The organism is Nocardia tenerifensis NBRC 101015, assembly GCF_000308715.1.
Taxonomy (GTDB): domain Bacteria; phylum Actinomycetota; class Actinomycetes; order Mycobacteriales; family Mycobacteriaceae; genus Nocardia; species Nocardia tenerifensis.
The window spans coordinates 38,565-54,090 of sequence record NZ_BAGH01000614.1 but is presented as its reverse complement, the minus strand read 5'-3'; the positions used below and the strand labels follow the sequence as shown (position 1 = coordinate 54,090).

14 protein-coding genes are annotated in these 15,526 nt (G+C 68.9%); 3 read left to right on the top strand and 11 right to left on the bottom strand.

Annotated features, from left to right (window positions below):
• Position 1 precedes the first annotated feature (1 nt).
• The 11 genes from ON39_RS44770 to ON39_RS44720 form a co-directional block, all read right to left on the bottom strand.
• Positions 2–1,825 carry a non-ribosomal peptide synthetase gene (locus ON39_RS44770; RefSeq protein ID WP_246003214.1) on the bottom strand — a complete coding sequence of 608 codons (1,824 nt, stop codon included), beginning with the start codon at positions 1,823–1,825 and terminating at the stop codon, positions 2–4.
• A gap of 8 nt (positions 1,826–1,833) precedes the next feature.
• The gene (locus ON39_RS44765; RefSeq protein ID WP_040743486.1) at positions 1,834–2,724 is read right to left on the bottom strand and encodes an alpha/beta hydrolase; all 891 of its coding nucleotides are present in this window, start codon (positions 2,722–2,724) and stop codon (positions 1,834–1,836) included.
• Positions 2,725–2,800: 76 nt separating this feature from the next.
• Positions 2,801–3,865: a methyltransferase gene (locus ON39_RS44760; protein WP_040743424.1), complete on the bottom strand. Its 1,065-nt coding sequence runs from the start codon at positions 3,863–3,865 to the stop codon at positions 2,801–2,803.
• Between the two features lie 51 nt (positions 3,866–3,916).
• On the bottom strand, positions 3,917–4,717 hold the full coding sequence (locus tag ON39_RS44755) for a tryptophan 2,3-dioxygenase (protein WP_040743422.1): 801 nt from the start codon (positions 4,715–4,717) through the stop codon (positions 3,917–3,919).
• Positions 4,714–5,952, bottom strand: a complete 1,239-nt coding sequence (locus ON39_RS44750; protein WP_083895106.1) for an aminotransferase class V-fold PLP-dependent enzyme — start codon at positions 5,950–5,952, stop codon at positions 4,714–4,716. Before ON39_RS44750 ends, ON39_RS44755 begins: the two co-directional genes overlap by 4 nt.
• Entirely contained in the window at positions 5,949–6,782 is an 834-nt protein-coding gene (locus ON39_RS44745) for a phenazine biosynthesis protein PhzF (protein ID WP_246003213.1), read from the bottom strand. Before ON39_RS44745 ends, ON39_RS44750 begins: the two co-directional genes overlap by 4 nt.
• A complete protein-coding gene (locus ON39_RS44740; protein ID WP_040743418.1) occupies positions 6,782–7,666 on the bottom strand; it encodes an LLM class flavin-dependent oxidoreductase in 885 nt (294 codons plus the stop codon). Before ON39_RS44740 ends, ON39_RS44745 begins: the two co-directional genes overlap by 1 nt.
• Positions 7,663–8,565, bottom strand: a complete 903-nt coding sequence (locus ON39_RS44735) for a 3-methyl-L-tyrosine peroxygenase-related protein (RefSeq protein WP_246003212.1) — start codon at positions 8,563–8,565, stop codon at positions 7,663–7,665. The genes ON39_RS44740 and ON39_RS44735 overlap by 4 nt, the downstream gene beginning before the upstream one ends.
• Complete coding sequence (locus ON39_RS44730) at positions 8,562–9,062, bottom strand: VOC family protein (protein ID WP_246003211.1); 501 nt, start codon at positions 9,060–9,062, stop codon at positions 8,562–8,564. The genes ON39_RS44735 and ON39_RS44730 overlap by 4 nt, the downstream gene beginning before the upstream one ends.
• 285 nt (positions 9,063–9,347) lie before the next feature.
• The gene (locus ON39_RS44725; protein ID WP_051187941.1) at positions 9,348–10,550 is read right to left on the bottom strand and encodes an MFS transporter; all 1,203 of its coding nucleotides are present in this window, start codon (positions 10,548–10,550) and stop codon (positions 9,348–9,350) included.
• 24 nt (positions 10,551–10,574) lie between these two features.
• Positions 10,575–11,324, bottom strand: coding sequence for a VOC family protein (locus tag ON39_RS44720; RefSeq protein WP_040743414.1), 750 nt, complete (start codon positions 11,322–11,324; stop codon positions 10,575–10,577).
• A 101-nt stretch (positions 11,325–11,425) separates the two neighbouring features.
• Here ON39_RS44720 and ON39_RS44715 point away from each other — a divergent pair, with 101 nt between their 5' ends.
• The 3 genes from ON39_RS44715 to ON39_RS44705 all read left to right on the top strand — a co-directional run bounded on the left by ON39_RS44715 (position 11,426) and on the right by ON39_RS44705 (position 15,494).
• Positions 11,426–11,905, top strand: a complete 480-nt coding sequence (locus ON39_RS44715) for a MarR family winged helix-turn-helix transcriptional regulator (RefSeq protein WP_051187940.1) — start codon at positions 11,426–11,428, stop codon at positions 11,903–11,905.
• 250 nt (positions 11,906–12,155) lie between these two features.
• Entirely contained in the window at positions 12,156–13,616 is a 1,461-nt protein-coding gene (locus ON39_RS44710) for an FAD-binding protein (RefSeq protein ID WP_040743412.1), read from the top strand.
• Positions 13,617–13,694: 78 nt separating this feature from the next.
• Positions 13,695–15,494 (top strand): gamma-glutamyltransferase family protein, encoded by a 1,800-nt coding sequence (locus tag ON39_RS44705; RefSeq protein ID WP_040743410.1) that lies wholly within the window; start codon positions 13,695–13,697, stop codon positions 15,492–15,494.
• Positions 15,495–15,526 lie beyond the last annotated feature (32 nt).

Sequence of the window (15,526 nt, the reverse complement as noted above, 5' to 3'; positions counted from 1 at the left end):
GTCAGCCTCGCGCACGCTTGGTGCGAATCAGGTCGGCGACACCGCGCACGGTGCCCGCGCCGACGATTTCGTCGGGCGCCAACGCGACGCCCAACACGTCCTCCAGCCGGGCCCCGAGGTCGATCAATTGCAGTGAGGTGACCCCGCTCTCGATCAACCCGGCGTCCAAGCCGAGTTCCTCGGTCTTGGTGATCTCGGCGAGCGACGAACTCACGACCGCCGCGAGCCGGTCCTTGTTCACGCTGGGCTCGGCGCTGTCGGCGCTCTCGTTCGCCGCCGCCTCTTCGGCGATGTGCGCGGCCAGCCGCGCACCGAGCTCCTTGCGGTCGATCTTGCCGTTGGTGTTGCGCGGGAACGCGTCCAGCACGAGCACCGTCGAGGGAACCATGTAGTCGGGCAGGCGATCTCGCAGATGATCGGTCAGTTCGGCCTCGGCGATCTGACGACCGGTCGCCGGCACACACCACAGCGCGAGCCGATCGGCCGCACCGTCGCTCGGCACGGCCTGCGCGACCGCCTGCGCAACGCCGGGAAACGACTCGGCGGTGACCTCGACATGTCTTGGCTCTACCCGATATCCGCGCACTTTCACCATCTGATCGGTGCGCCCGGCGAGCACGATCTCGCCGTCCGCGGTCAGCTTGGCCAGGTCGCCGGTGCGCAGCAGTCGCCTGCCGTCGTGCCGGACGAACTTCCGCTCGGTGAGCTCCGGGTCGCCGAGGTACCCCGACGCCACGCCGTCGCCGGCGATGCACAGCTCGCCGATGCGGTCCGGCGGGCACGGCTCCAATCCCTCGTCGCGCACGGTCATCTCGACGGTGGGCATGGGCCGGCCGACCGGGATCTCGGCGGCGGCCAGGTCGGCAGAGGTGATCTTGTGGACCGCGGTCAACGCGGAGTTCTCGGTGCAGCCGAAGGCGTTGAACACGTCGCCATCGACCACGGCCAGGGCGCGCTCGAGGTGCGACGCGGAGGGGAAGTCGCCGCTGACGATCACCGTACGCACCTGACCGAGGCTGTCCGCGTGATGCTCGACGAGCAGATTGAACAGTCCGACCGACAGGTTGAGCACCGTGATCTTCTCCCGCGCAATGAGTCTCGCGAGATCACCCAGCGGCGGCATCTCCTGCGGCGCGATGGTCAGGCGGCCGCCGCGCAGCAGACACGTCCAGATGTCGGTGGTGGACGCGGCGAACGCGGGCTGCGCGAGTTGCAGGAACCGGTCGTCCGGGCCGGGCGTGAAGCCGGTGAGATGCTGTGACACCCGCGCGATTCCGCGATGGGCGATGACGACACCCTTGGGCACGCCGGTCGAGCCGGACGTGAACAGGATGAACGCGGGCGCGGCCGCGGTGACCGCCGAGGGCCCCGATTCGGTGGACAACGACGCCGCCGCCGACAACAGCTCGCCGACCGGCAGGCACGTCTGCTCCGGAATCCCTTCCACCGCACCGGTATCCGTCACGGTCAGGTCCGGCTGGGCGACCTCGAACATCCGCTCCTTGTGCGCCGCGGGATGCACGGGGTTGAACGGGACCACCACCAGGCCGGCTTTGAGGATGCCGAGAAACACCTGATAGGTGGCCAGGCAGCGGTCCAGATGCACCCCGACCCGCGCGCCCGGCGTCAGCCCGCGCTCGCGCAGCGCGCGCGAGATCTGGCTGCTGACATCGTCGAGTTCGGCGTAGGTCAGCGTGGTGTCGCCGTCGGAGATCGCCTCGCGCTCGGCGTGTGCGCGCGCCGTGCGCACGAAGGCGTCGACGATGGTCTCGGTGGTCGCGGCCTCGGGCGCGCCCGTCGTGACAGACTCGACCGGGGCGGTCATTGTGGTTTTCATCGCGCTGATGTCACCGTTCCTTCCGGTGTTGGTGCGCCTCGGCGGCGCGGCGCCAGGCCGAGGTGCCGCAGGCTGGTCCGGCCGAACGGCGTCGACGGGTCGACCAGATCCAGCGGCAGGTCGAAGTGGTCTCGCTCGGGCACGATCCGCGCCGATACCGGGACCGACTGCGCGGCAAGGTATGCCGCGTAGACCTCGTGCTGACGCAGATAGGTTCGTGTCTCGTGCTGCCCGGCGGCGAGCAGGATCGAGTCGCATCGGGGCGCGGGCATGCGCAGCGGGCTGCACTCGCGGGCGAGTTCGGGCGTGAGGCGAACGGCGTCGTTGACGTAGGTCTCGGGAATCTCGGTGAGGTCGTACAGCCCGCTCATCAGGCACGCGCTGCGCACCCGCGGCGCGTCCGGGCCGGCCAGGGCGGCGGCGAGCAGGTGCGCGCCCGCGCTGCTGCCCGCGACGTGCAGCCGCTGCGGGTCGATCCCCAGGATGGGCCCGGTGCCGGCGAGCCACTCGAGGGCCCGGCCGACCGAGGCGATCATGCCGGGCACCGTGCGGTCCGGCGCGAGCCCGTAACCCACTGCGACGTAAGCACATCCGTGCGCCACCGCGTGCCGGGCGGCGAAGCAGGCGTCGTCGATGCCGGACTCCTGCCAGTGACCGCCGTGCACGAAGACGAGCGCGGGGGTCTCCGGTCCCCGGACACCCTGCGGCACAGCGGGAAACACATGGCAGCGCTCGCCGTGGCCCGCCCCGTACGGCACGGCGATGTGCACGTCGAGGCGGGCACGGGCGGTGTCGCTGCGCCTGCGGTACCGCCGCAGCGACCCGGCGGGATCGCGCGCCACCGAACTCGGTGAGTACTCGCGGTCGAGGACGCTGTATTCACCCACCCCGCCGACTCCGTCGGCTGCCGTCCCCCTGTATTCACCCACCCCGCCGACTCCGTCGGCTGCCGTCTCCATGAGCTCACTCATCGGCCTTACGCCCTTCGATGACGCCGTGCGGTGTCCAGCCCTCGTTGTAGATCCGCTTGACATCGACGAAACCCGAAGCCTGGAGCCACTCTTCGTGCTCGCGCCAGGGGTAGATCGTCGACTCCTCCGAGGGCAGCGTCGCGAAGTACACGTTGTCCAGCGCGGTGTAGAGCGGGCCGCGCCCGTCATCGTCGGCGAACGCGTTGAACACGATCACCCGGCCGCCGGGCGGCAGCGCGTCGTGCGCCCGCTTCAGCAGCGCGCGGTTCTGCTCCGGGGACCAGATGACGAACTGGTGGGCGAACAGCGCGACGTCGTACCCGCGGGGCAGCGGGTCGCCGAACATGTCACCGGCCACCACGTCGATCCGGTCGCCGAGCCCGGCGGCGGCGATATTGTCCCCGGCCACCTCGACCGCGCCCTCGAGGTCGAACACCGTGATCTTCAGGTGCGGGTGGGCCTGGGCGAGCGCGATCGCGTTCACCGCGTCGCCGCCGCCGACGTCGAGGACCATGGACACGCCGCTGTAGTCGACCTGGTGCAGCAGCACCGGATTCGACAGCTCGGACCAGGAATGCATGCCGCGGAAGAACAGCGCCTCGAGCTCCGGTGTCTGCTCGAGCCGGGTGTAGAGGTCGTTTCCCTTGCCCGGCAGGTGTTTCAGGCCGAGGTTCTTCCCGGTGCGCAGCGACTCGGCGTACTCCTTGGCCGGCAGGTAGGACAGCCGCTGCTGAAAGTCGATGATATTGCGGATGAGCGGCCAGGTGCCGTCGGCCATGGCGTCGTGCAGCATGGCGCTCAGCGTGTATCGGTCGCCCTCGCGGTCGGTGAGGCCCAATGAGGTTGTGCCGAGCAGCAGTTGGCGCGCGGACTTGGGTGGCAGTCCGAGCCCCTCGGCGGCCTGGTCGCTGGTGGACGGGCCGTTCAGGTCGAGGTATTCGAACAGTTGCAACTCCGAGGCCGCACGCAGCTGTTGAAAGGCCGCGAACCCGAACAACACCGGGACGAGCGAGGTGAGGTCGACGGGCTTGGTCAGCTCGGTCTTGAGGTCGGTCATCGTGATCGTGTTCCTCCAGCAGTCGGGGTGTTCTTCGGTGATCGTCGCGACTTACAGCCGGGTGCGGAAAGTCCACAGCTCCGGAAAGAAGCGGTGTTCGTTGATGGTTCGGAGCCACGGTGCTCCGTCGGTGCCCGCCGTGCCGCTCTTGCCGCCGAGCATCCGCTCGACGACGAGCAGGTGGGTGGCCCGCCAGCACGAGAATTGGTAGGCGACCTCGAGCAGGCTCTCCGCCAGCCGATGCGCCGCGTGATGTCGGTCGGGGTGGCGGTAGATCTCCAGCCAGACGTCCTCGATGAGCGGATTCGCCTCGTGCTGCTGCTCCGGCGGCCGCTCGACGCACTCGTCGGGCACCGAGAACCCTTGCCGCGCAAGGTGTCGCAGCACCTCGTCGTACAGCGACGGCCGGGCGAGCTCGGCGCGCAGCATGGCGTGGCCGTCCCGGAAGGCGGCCTCCACCTGGCCCGGCGGCCGGTTGCCCATCACGAATTCCAAAGCGCGATAAGCGAAGGACTGGGTGCCCGAGGCGTCGTTGAGCACATGCCGGAAGGCGATGAACTCGTCTACCGACATGCCGTTCATCGACTCCCAGCACGCCACGAGCACCCGCTGGGTGCGGGTCGCCCTGGACAGCGCCAGGCAGGCGTCGGGCACGTCGTCGCGCTCGAGCGCGCCGCGGGCGGTGTCCAGATCATCGATCACCGCACGGAACAGCAGCTCCTTGACGTGACTGATCAGGATGAAATTCAACTCGCCCCTGGCGTCGCTGCGCGGGCGGGCGAGCTCGTGCAGCCGATCCATGTGGGCGTAGGTGACGTACTCGGGCGCCACGTACTCGGGGGCGGTGGTCATTGCACTCCTTCCACGGCGCGGCACAGCGCGTCCACGGCGTGCGACACCTGTTCGTGCGTGACGTACAGCGGCGCGAAGGCGAAGCGGATCAGGTCCGGCGGCCGGGCGTCGACGAGCACGCCGTCCTCGGCCAGGGCCTGTTCGACCTTGTCCGCCTGGGCGATTCGCAGGGCGAGGTGCCCGCCGCGGCGCTCCGGGCCCTCCGGCGACGCGAGGCGGCCCAGCAGCTCCGAGCGCCGGCGCGCGAGGCACTCGAGGAAGAACTCACCGAGTTCCGTTGAACGCCGGTGCAGTTCGTGGATGCCGACCTCGATCAGCGGCGCCAGCGCGTGATTCAGGGCGACGAGGCTGAGCAGCGGCGGAGTGCCGGTGCGCGCCCGGTCGATGCCCTCGGCGGGAATGAAGGTCTGCGCCATCGCGAATGGCTTCGCATGCCCGTGCCATCCGGTCAGCGGGAAGTCCACCGCCGACTGAAGACGGGTGGGCACGTAGAGGAAGGCGGGCGCTCCCGGGCCGCCGCCGAGGTACTTGTAGCCGCAGCCGACGGCGAGATCGACGGCGTTGGCGTCGAGGTCGACGGGCAGCACACCGCTGGCGTGGCTGAGATCCCACACCGAGACGGCCCCGACGGCGTGGCACAGCGCGGTGATCGGGCGGATCTCGCGGCGCTCGCCCGTGCGGAAGTCCACGGGCGCGGCGAGGGCCACCGCGACCTGAGTTCCGTTGTCGCGCAGATACGCATCGAAACCCTCGCGTGTCTCGACGACGAGTTCGCGGTCGAGCAGGCGGGCCGCCGAGCCCGCGATGTAGAGGTCGGTCGGGAACGACTCGGACTCGACGAGCAGCACCTGGCGGTCCCGGCGCAGGCGGCAGGCGGCGATCAGCGCGTTGAACAGGGTGGTCGAGGTGGTCTCGCCCGCGACCACCACCTGTCCCGGCCCCGCGCCCACCAGCGTGCCGATCTTGTCGCCGACGGTGCACGGCAGGTCGAGCCAGCCGTCCTCGAACCAGGCCTGGACCTGGCGCGGGGCCCACTGGTCGGACACCACCCGATCGAGCTCCTCGGTCAGGCTGTTCCGCGGCGGGCCGAGCGAGTTTCCGTTGAGGTGGATGGCACCGTCGGTGGCGAACGCCCGCGCGTACTCGGCGAGCGGATCGACGCTGTCCCGATGGCGCGCCTCCGCCAGCAGGCTGTCGCTCGGCAAGGTCGCCGCGGACTCCGGCCGGATTGTCATGCCTCACTCACTTTCTGGTCGTCCTCGAGCGGCGGCAGCCACACCTGCCCGGTGATCCGGACGCTCGCGGTGTCGCCGTTGATCGAGCCCGCGCAGGCGAAGACGGACTCGCTGCCCTGGCCCGTCACCTGACGGACCGTCACGGGCGCGTCGTCGTCCCCGGCCAGGCCGAGCCCGGTGAGACCGAGCGCGGCGGCGGCGGGCAGACAGCCTGCGTCCTCCGGAATGCCGAAGCCCGGCGCGAACACTCGGGCCAGCACCTCGCGTGCGTCCGGGTCCCAGCGAAAGGCGGTGAGATCGGTGAGCCCGAGTTCGCGCATGCGCTCGAGGTCCGGAACGGGCAGGGACAGCGGGTCTTCGGTGACCTGGACGAAGTTGAAGGCCCGGCCGACGCCGCCGGCGTGCGGAGTGCCTGTCCCCCAACCGAACAGCGCCGGGTCGTACGGAATCTCCTCGCGCACAACGGGTCCGTCGAACGGAACCCGGACCTCATCGCCGTCGGTCCACAACCACTGGCAGCCGACCTCGGCGGTCCGGCCGACCTCGCCGGGCGCCAGCAGGCCGGCGCCGACCAGGCACGCGGCCACGCCGGCCAGCGAGTGTGTGCCGAACGGCGTCTCGCCCTCGGCATTGAAGATCCGGGACGCGAAAGTCTTTCCGGCGCGGGAGTAGTCGCTCACCAGCGCGGTCTCGTCCGAGGCGCCCGCGCGCGCGTACTCGGCGGCCTTCGCGACCACGGCGTCGTCGCACCGGCCCTCCGGGATGAGCACGTCCAAGGTGCTCCCCCGGCCCGGCGCCGCGCCGAACATGTCCACTCGCAGCACTCGCATCATTCACCTCCGAGGTGCTTCTCGGCGAAGTCGACGACGACCTGTTCGTCGCCCTGGTAGGGCTGGTCGTGGCGGGGCCAGTGCACGACCAGGTCGGTGATGCCGATCTGCTCGAGCTCGCCCGCCACGTCCTCGTAGGCGGCCAGCGAATCGGTCACCCCGCCCACCGCCGCGTCGGCGACGAACAGCTTGCCGAGGGTGGCCGGATCCCGGCCCGCGCGCTCGCACGCGGCCTCGATGCCGCGCACCTGGTCTCGCACCATGGGCACGACCTCACGCAGCGGACGCATGCGGAAGTCGTTGGGCGGTCCGGACGTAACCCAGTACCGCGCGAACCGGGCCGCCAGCGCCATGCCCCTCGGCCCGGTCGCGGCCAAAGCGAAGGGCAATCGCGGCGCGTCCCCGGCGCGCGGGTGGAAGTTGACGCCCGCCGCGGTGTACCAGCGTGACACCTTTGTCACGGAGCCGCGGACCAGCACGGTGTCGAGGAGTTCGACGAACGCCTCGAATCGGTCGGCGCGTTCGCGCGGGCCGAGATCGGGCCCGCCTAGGATGCTCACGTCGAATCCCGGTGCGCCCGCGCCGAGTCCGCAGATCAACCTGCCGCGCGCGATGTCGTCGACGGTGACGAGCTCCTTGGCGAGCGCGACGGGATGGCGGAAGTTGGGGGTGGCCACGAGCATGCCGAGGCCGATGGAGCTGGTGACGGTGGCGGCGGCCGTCAGGGTCGGGATGGAGCTGAACCACTGGCGGTCGGCGAACCAGCGCCACATCAGGTGGTCGTAGGTCCACGCGTGGTGGTAGCCGAGTTGCTCGGCGGCCCCCCACCGGTCGGCGGCGACCTTCCATTCGTGTTCGGGCAGTAGGACTATGCCGTGCTTCATCGGTGCGCCTCCTCGAGTCGCATCTCCGATACCAGCCGGGCCGCGCGATCGAGCACGTCCAGCACGCCGGTGACGAACGGTCGCATCTCGTCGTCGGCCTGCTCGGTGACGACGGGGTGATGCGCTCCGTCCACATTGGGGTACAGCCCGTTGTGCGCCAGGTCCGCAGCGAGATCGGCCAGGCGCGAGTCGAGTTGGGCCACGAACTCGGTCTGGCTGACCGGGCGCCGGACGGTCAGGAAGAAGTTGTCGTAGAGGTCTTCCTTCTCCCGCGAGACGCTCACGCCGGGCGCGCCCGCCGACTCCTGGAGCAGCGAACGCCCCTCCGGCACAAGATGATCGGCGATATGGCTGTGCGTGATGCCGTTGCGCGCGACCGCCTCGCCGAGCGCGGCGCACGACGCGTCCTCCTGCCAGGGCATCTTGCCGCGGAACAGCCGGCGAACCGGCCGGTAGTCCGGCGCCCACGTTCCGCTGAAGGCAGGATGCTGCAACGCCATTCGCGGTCTGATGTCGGCGTGGTACTGGTCCCTGGGGACGGTGGAGGAGTAGAGCAGCACCGCGCTGTATCCATCTATGCAGGCGCACAACAGGTCCAGCTCGCGCTCGCTCGGCGCGTCCTCGTCGGGGTGGTGCCACACGACGTCGCACATGGCCCGCCACAGTAGGAACGAGACCTGGTGCCCCGCGATCCAGCGGTACCAGAACAGGCGCTCCGGCTCGACCGGCTCGTTGCCGAAGACGTTGTAGCGCGGCCAGTCTCGGTCGGTGACCTCCGTCGAGTGGTCCGACTCGGCGGACCCGTCGAAGGAGTCGCCGAGCGGCGGCATGAACAGCACGTGCGGCTGCAGGGGCGGCGGGCGGTGCGCGCCCTTGGCAGATCCATTGCGTCCGGTCACGATCCCGCTCCCGGAAAATAGATGAACTCCATCTCGAGTCCGTTGGGGTCGACGACGTAGAGGCTCTGCATCCCGTCCGCGTCGGTCACGATGTCGGAGGGCCCCTCGTCCCTGGCCCACTGGAGGTCGGTCGCGGCCCGCGCCTTCAGCCACTGCTCCCGCAGCGCCACTAGGTCTTCCGCTCGGTCCACGGTGATACCTAGGTGTTGGTATTGGTAGCCGAGCGGGTCCGGACCGTCCTGACTGTGCTCGGCCCGGTCGAAGACGTGGAATCGCACGCCTCCAATCTTCAGCTCGACCAGCTTCTCGATTCCCGGCAGTCGCTCGAGGGTGAGTGGCGAGAAGCTGTCGAGCTTCCATTCCACGGTGGCGCCGAGGAATTCCTGGTACCACCTGATCGTGGAGTCCACGTCGTCGGTCTGAATGGCGAGGTGGTGAAATCTCGGCGCGATGTCAAGCCCGTGCATCGGATGCCTTTCCGTCGCGAATGTGCTCATGGTGGGCCCCTCACCGCGGTGGGAGGGGGTGTCCCAGCACCTTCCATAGTCGACGGACGGCGACGCCCGGGGCAATCAAAAGGGGTTCAAGAAACTCTTAAATCACTGTCAGACAACAATTGTCGGCGCTTGTCGAAATCCTTTGCCTACCAGCTGTTTAGCGCGCGCGAGAATGGTTATCCCGGAGGGACGGGCCGGATTCGGGACGGTCGAGCGTCCGGGGAGACGAAAGAATGGCTGTAGCCGTACCCGATATACGGTACGGCACAACCGAAATGATGCTTCCTAGGAACTCTTGCGCGCGTCTTCGACGGCTACCGGCTCCCGCGTGGCGTTGCCGTCCGCGGGCTCCCGAAGGTGTTGCCGGAGATCGGGTATCAGCGTGAGGAGCCCGCACAGCGCCATGGCCGCGCCGATCCACAGCGGCGCGGTGAGGCCGTGGCCGGTGCTGATCCCGATCCCGCCGAGCCACGGGCCGATGACGACACCGATATTGATGGCGGATCCGTTGACCGTGTTGACCAGCGCGCCCTCGTTGGACACCGACATCACCCGCGCGGCCATCGCCGGGTTGAGCGGCAGGCCGATCAGGCCGAGCGCGACGGTGGCCGCGACGGTCGGCGCCTTGTACTCCACGCACAGCGCGAAAACGGCGAGCACCAGCATCAACGCGATCAGCCCGCCGAACAGGATGGGCCTTGTGTAGCGGTCCGCGAAGCGGCCGACCACGGCGTTGCCGACCACCGTCGCTATCCCATACACGCCGAACAGGATCGGCACCGTCGCGGGCGCGAAGTGCGTCGCGTCGGTGAAAATCGGTGAGAGATAGGTGAATCCGGCCACGACCGACCCGATGACGAGCGCGTTGGTCGCGTACGCACCCCACAGTCGCAGGTTGCGGAAGGCCTGGATCTCCGACCGGAAATCCAGGGTCTGCGGATTGCCGCCGGCGGGCACCAGCGCGACGACCGCGGCGATGCACACCACCGCGAGCGCGTCGACCAGCCAGAAGCTCGCCCGCCACCCGAAGTGCTGCTCGATGAAGGTGGCCACCGGCAGGCCGACCACCTGCGCGACCATCATGCCGCCGTACAGCACCGACATGGCGCGTCCGCGCCGCTCGGCGCCGACGAGCCGCACGCAGACCGCGGCGCCCACGCCGAAAAAGGCCGAGGCAGCCAGCGCGGTCACGATCCGCGCCACCACGAGTACCCAATAGTCTTGTGCCAGTGCGCCTATCGTCTGTCCGACCACGAACCCGATCAGCAGCCAGATCAGCGATCTCTTCTGCGGCACCCGCGACAGTCCGACGATGAGCGCCGGGCCGCCGATCACCATGCCGAAGGCGAAGATCGAGACGAGATAGCCGATGGCGGCGATGGAGACGCCGAGGTCCTGCGACATGCCGGGAATGAGCCCGGCGACCATGATCTCGGTGGTGTTGAGGCAGAAAACGCCGAGCCCCAACACATATACGGCGAAAGGCATGACTCCCCTCCCGGGGCGGCTCGGTCAGCTGTCCGACGGCTGGGCGAAGGAGGTCCAGCGGTTCCCGAACGGGTCGGTGAACTGCCCGATGACCAGGCCGGTCGCGTCGGTGAAGGGATCCAGCACGCGCTGCCCGCCCGCCTGCTCGCAGCGGGCGAGCAGATCCGGGACGTCGGCGACGAGCAGCCCGGGAATCGCGTAGTCGGTCGAGTTCGGCACGGTCGAGACGTCCATCGTGCCGCCGATCGGCTCCTTCGCGCCGTCGGGGTGCACGCTGTAGTAGATCGCGCCCTCGGCGGCCTCGTCGCGCTGGTAGGTCCAGCCGAACGCCCGCTCGTAGAACTCCCGCGTGGCCGCGAAATCCGTTGTGCCGATTTCGAACCAGGCCGTGGAGTTCGGGACGGGAGCCCGATCAGGCACCGCTGTGTCGGCGGGCTCGAACAGGCCGATCTTGTTGCCCTTGACGTCGGTGACGACCGCGTGCAGGTCACCGGCCGCGGTGCGGGCCGGCTCCTCGATCACCTTGGCGCCCAACGACTCCAGCGCCGGAATGGTGGCCGCCAGGTCGTCGCGAATCACGCTGAACCACAACGCGTCCCGGCTGCCCTGGCGCAGCGCGCCCATGGCGGACCGCGCGCCCGGCGCGGTGATCGTGTGGTAGCCGGGGCCGAACGAGGTGTACTGCCAGTCGAAAATTTGCTGGTAGAACTGCTTACTGCGCTCCGGATCGGTGGCGACGATCTCGAACCATCCCACGGTTCCCGAGGTGCCCATGACCACTCCTCCTGTATGACAGAGTACGAGTAGGTGCGCTTCTTACCGTAAACTGATTTCCAACCGGAAATCAAGTCCACGACCGGGTGAGGAGAGATCAAGTGCCCGTTGACGAGAACGACCACAGCCCGGTGCTCGACTGGCCGGACGGGGTGGAGAACGCGCTGGCCCACCTCACCTGCGTGCTGGTCGCGCGGCGCACCAGGACCACGCCCGAGCGGGTGACCTGGCAGCAGTACGACGTGCTCGAGATGCTGCGTCTGCGCGGCCCGATGACGCCGTCCGCGCTCAGTGCCGCACTGAGCGTTTCGCGCCCCACGATGTCGAAAGCCCTTCGGGTACTGAAGGATCAGGATCTGGTCACGCAGGCGGCGCTCGGCGCCGACCGGCGCGAGCAGACGACCTCGCTCACCGCGACCGGCCGCGAATTCCTCGACCGCGCCGCGGAGTGCAGGCGCGACAACGCCCGCATCGCCGAGTCCGTGCTGACGCCGGACGAGCAGGCCGTGTTCGCCGCATTGTGCGGCAGGGTCGCCGAGGCCATCCACGCGGCGGGGCAGCCCGCGCCGATACCGTCCTGACCTGACCGAATATCCCGCTTCAAGAGCTTTTGACAGTAACTTGAAGATTCTCTGGATGTGCCGGGCAGTACCGCCCGGATATGTTCGATGTAGTGGAAATGGGCCGCGGCCATCGTGCTGACATTCGGCCTCAGCCATTGCGTCGAAAGGAGTTTGCCGTGCCTGAAATCAGCGCCGGCACAATAAGCGATCGCCGCATCGGAGCAGCGCCCGATCGTGAAATCGACATCGCGCGGCAGGAGCCGGAAAGGTGAGCCGCGCGGACGTTTCCGAGAAGGCGGCCGTTGTCGGTTTCGACCCCATCGAGCGTCGCTGGGTCACCGGCGAGACGGCGAGCCTGTCGTTCGCCGCCGCGCCCGCCCTCGACGGTGAACTGCTGGTCGACGCGGACGCCCGCGAGGCCGTCACCACCGACCTGGGCAATATCACCCACCACCGGCCCGCCGCCGTGCTGCGGCCGCGCTCGGCCGAGGACATCGCCGCGATGATCCGATTCTGCCGCGCGCACGACGTCAGCGTGTCGACCAGGGGCGCGGCGCACACCACGCTCGGCCAGGGCCTCACCGACGGCCTGCTCATCGAGAATCGCACCCTCGATCGCATCCATTCCATCGGCGCGGACGTCGCCGAGGTGGACGCGGGCATCCTGTGGAAAGACCTGATCAACGCCGCCTACGAGCGGTCGCCGCGGCTGAGCCCGCCCGCCATCACCGGCTACACCTCGCTGACCGTCGGCGGGACGCTCTCGGTCGGCGGACTCGGCGGCCTGGTCGGCGCGCTGAACACCGGCCTGCACGTGGACCACGTGCGCGAGCTCGAGGTGGTCACCGGCACCGGCGCCATCGAGCGCTGCTCGCCCGAGCACAAACCCGACCTGTTCGAGGCGGTGCTCGGCGGCCTCGGCCAGTGCGGCGTGATCACCAAGGCGGTCATCGATCTCGTGCCCGCGACCGAACGGGCCCGCACCTATGTGCTGGAGTACACCGACAACGGCGAGTTCTTCCGCGATGTGCGCACGCTGATCGAGCGGCCGGCCATCGACCACGTCTACGCCGAGCTGTACTCGCCCGAGTCCGCGCCGACCCACCGGCTCTACGCGACCGTCCTGTACGACCCCGACGCGCCGCCGAACGACGAGGTGGCCACCGAGGGTCTGACCACCGAGCCGATCATCGACGACACCACCTACCTGGACTACGCGTACAAGATCGACACGCTGGTCGACGGCATGCGCGAGACGGTGGGCTGGGACCACCTGGTCAAACCGTGGTACGACGTGTGGCTGTCCGGGTCGGTGGTCGAGGAGTACGTCGGCGAGGTCCAGGCGCAGCTCAGCGCGCGCGATATCGGTCCCTTCGGCATCAGCCTGCTGTATCCGCAGCGGCGCTCGCACATGACGCGACCGCTGCCGCCGCTGCCCGAGGCGAACGGCTCCGACTGGGTGTTCGTGCTCGACATCAATACCGTGGCCGAGACCCCCGGTATCGATCCGGCTTTCGTCGAGGAGATGCTCGACCGCAACGACCGCATGTTCGCCCACGCGCGGGATCAGTACGGCGCGGTGCTTTATCCGATCGGTTCGCTGCGGTTCACCGCGAAAGACTGGCGCACGCATTACGGGGACAAGTGGACCGCTTTCCGCGCCGCGAAATCGCGGTACGACCCGAGCGGCATCCTCACGCCGGGTCTGCACATATTCCAGGACGAGTAACCACTTTTCGCCGGAGTAAACCGTCGATTTCTCGTCCGCGCTCCGATCTAGCATTTCAGAATTGTAGGGAGTATCCCCATGCCTCCATCCAAGCCCGAGTTGACCGGGACCACCGGCGCCGTAGCCAGTACCCATTGGCTGGCCTCCGCGGCTGGCATGCGAATTCTGGCCAACGGCGGCAACGCCTTCGACGCCGCCGTCGCCGCCGGGTTCGTGCTCCAGGTCGTGGAGCCGCACTTCAACGGCCTCGGCGGTGACCTTTCCGTCGTGGCGCATCGCGCGAAAAGCGGTGACGTACAACAGATCTGCGGTCAGGGTCCGATGCCGCAGGCGCTGAGCATCGACACCTTCGCCGAGCTCCGCCTGAGCGGCATCCCCGGCTCTGGTCTGCTGCCGGCCTGTGTGCCCGGCGCGTTCGGCGGCTGGATGCGGCTGCTCGCCGAGTTCGGGACCATGCGCCTGGCCGACGTCCTGCAGCCCGCGATCGGCTATGCGGACAACGGTTTTCCGCTGCTGCCCGAGACCGCGCAGGCCATCGGCGTGCTCGCCCCGCTGTTCCGCGAGGAGTGGACCGGGTCCGCGCAGACCTATCTGAAGGGCGGCGTGGCCCCCGCCGCGGGCAGCCGCTTCCGCAATCCGGCGCTCGCCAATACCTACCAGCGGTTGATCAAGGCGGCGGAGTCCGCGTCGGCCGATCGCGAAGCCCAGATCCAGGCCGCGCACGACGCCTACTACAAAGGCTTTGTGGCCGAGGAGATCTCGGAGTTCCTCGAGTCCGGCCCGGTGCTGGACTCGACCGGCAGGCGGCACACCGGACTGCTCAGCGCCGACGATCTCGCGCGATGGCAGGCCACCGTCGAGACCGCGCCGAGCTACGACTACGGCCCGTACCGGGTGTTCAAGCCGGGACCGTGGTCGCAGGGCCCGGTGTTCCTCCAGCAGATCGCGCTGCTCGACGGCTTCGATCTGTCGAAGATGGGTCTGGGCAGCGCGGACTACCTGCACACCGTCACGGAGTGCACGAAGCTCGCGATGGCCGATCGCGAAGCCTGGTACGGCGACCCGGCTTTCAGCGATGTGCCGCTCGCCGGGCTGCTCGACGAGGCCTACAGCGAGCAGCGGCGCGCGCTGGTCGGCCCCCGCGCCGCGCTGGACCTGCGCCCCGGCTCGCCCGGCGGCCGTAGCTCGTTCATCCCCGACCGTTCGGTGCCGGACTATCCGGAGGCCGAGACGGAGTGGATGACGCAGTTGCGCAACGGATTACCGACCATCCTGCAGGAGACCACGACAAAGGGCGACACCGTCACGGTCACCGCGGTGGACAGGCACGGCAATATGGTGGCCGCGACGCCGAGCGGCGGCTGGCTGAAGAGCTCCCCCGCCATCGCGAGCCTCGGGTTCCCGCTCGGCACCCGCGGCCAGTGCGGTTACCTGACCCCCGATCACCCGAACTCGCTGGCGCCCGGCAAGCGGCCCAGGACCACGCTCAGCCCGACCGTGGTGCTGCGCGACGGGCGACCTTACGTCGCCTTCGGCACGCCGGGCGGCGATCGACAGGATCAGTGGACGCTCCAGTTCTTCCTGAATGTCGTCGATTTCGGGCTCGACTTCCAGACCGCCACCGAGACCACCGCCTTCCACTCCGATCAGGTTCCCGCGTCGTTCACCCCGCACGCGCACCGGCCCGGCGTCCTGGTGGTCGAGGAGACCTGCGACCCGGCGGTCGTCCAGGAACTGGAACAACGCGGCCACGAGGTGGAACTGGCCCCGGCGTACTCGCTCGGCCGAGTGTGCGCCACCGGGTTCACCGAGGACCAGGAGTTCGTCCGGGCCGCGGCGAGCCCGCGCAAGCGGCACGCCTATGCGGTAGCCGAATAGCGCTGGCCGCCAACATTTTCGAAAGGAACAAC

What these genes read in the sequence shown, in the direction of transcription:
- ON39_RS44745 (WP_246003213.1), bottom strand. Translation starts at nt 6,782, where the DNA reads ATGCGAGTGCTGCGAGTGGACATGTTCGGCGCGGCGCCGGGCCGGGGG.
- ON39_RS44760 (WP_040743424.1), bottom strand. Translation starts at nt 3,865, where the DNA reads ATGACCGACCTCAAGACCGAGCTGACCAAGCCCGTCGACCTCACCTCG.
- ON39_RS44730 (WP_246003211.1), bottom strand. Translation starts at nt 9,062, where the DNA reads ATGAGCACATTCGCGACGGAAAGGCATCCGATGCACGGGCTTGACATC.
- ON39_RS44705 (WP_040743410.1), top strand. Translation starts at nt 13,695, where the DNA reads ATGCCTCCATCCAAGCCCGAGTTGACCGGGACCACCGGCGCCGTAGCC.
- ON39_RS44770 (WP_246003214.1), bottom strand. Translation starts at nt 1,825, where the DNA reads ATGACCGCCCCGGTCGAGTCTGTCACGACGGGCGCGCCCGAGGCCGCG.
- ON39_RS44720 (WP_040743414.1), bottom strand. Translation starts at nt 11,324, where the DNA reads ATGGGCACCTCGGGAACCGTGGGATGGTTCGAGATCGTCGCCACCGAT.
- ON39_RS44755 (WP_040743422.1), bottom strand. Translation starts at nt 4,717, where the DNA reads ATGACCACCGCCCCCGAGTACGTGGCGCCCGAGTACGTCACCTACGCC.
- ON39_RS44750 (WP_083895106.1), bottom strand. Translation starts at nt 5,952, where the DNA reads ATGACAATCCGGCCGGAGTCCGCGGCGACCTTGCCGAGCGACAGCCTG.
- ON39_RS44725 (WP_051187941.1), bottom strand. Translation starts at nt 10,550, where the DNA reads ATGCCTTTCGCCGTATATGTGTTGGGGCTCGGCGTTTTCTGCCTCAAC.
- ON39_RS44740 (WP_040743418.1), bottom strand. Translation starts at nt 7,666, where the DNA reads ATGAAGCACGGCATAGTCCTACTGCCCGAACACGAATGGAAGGTCGCC.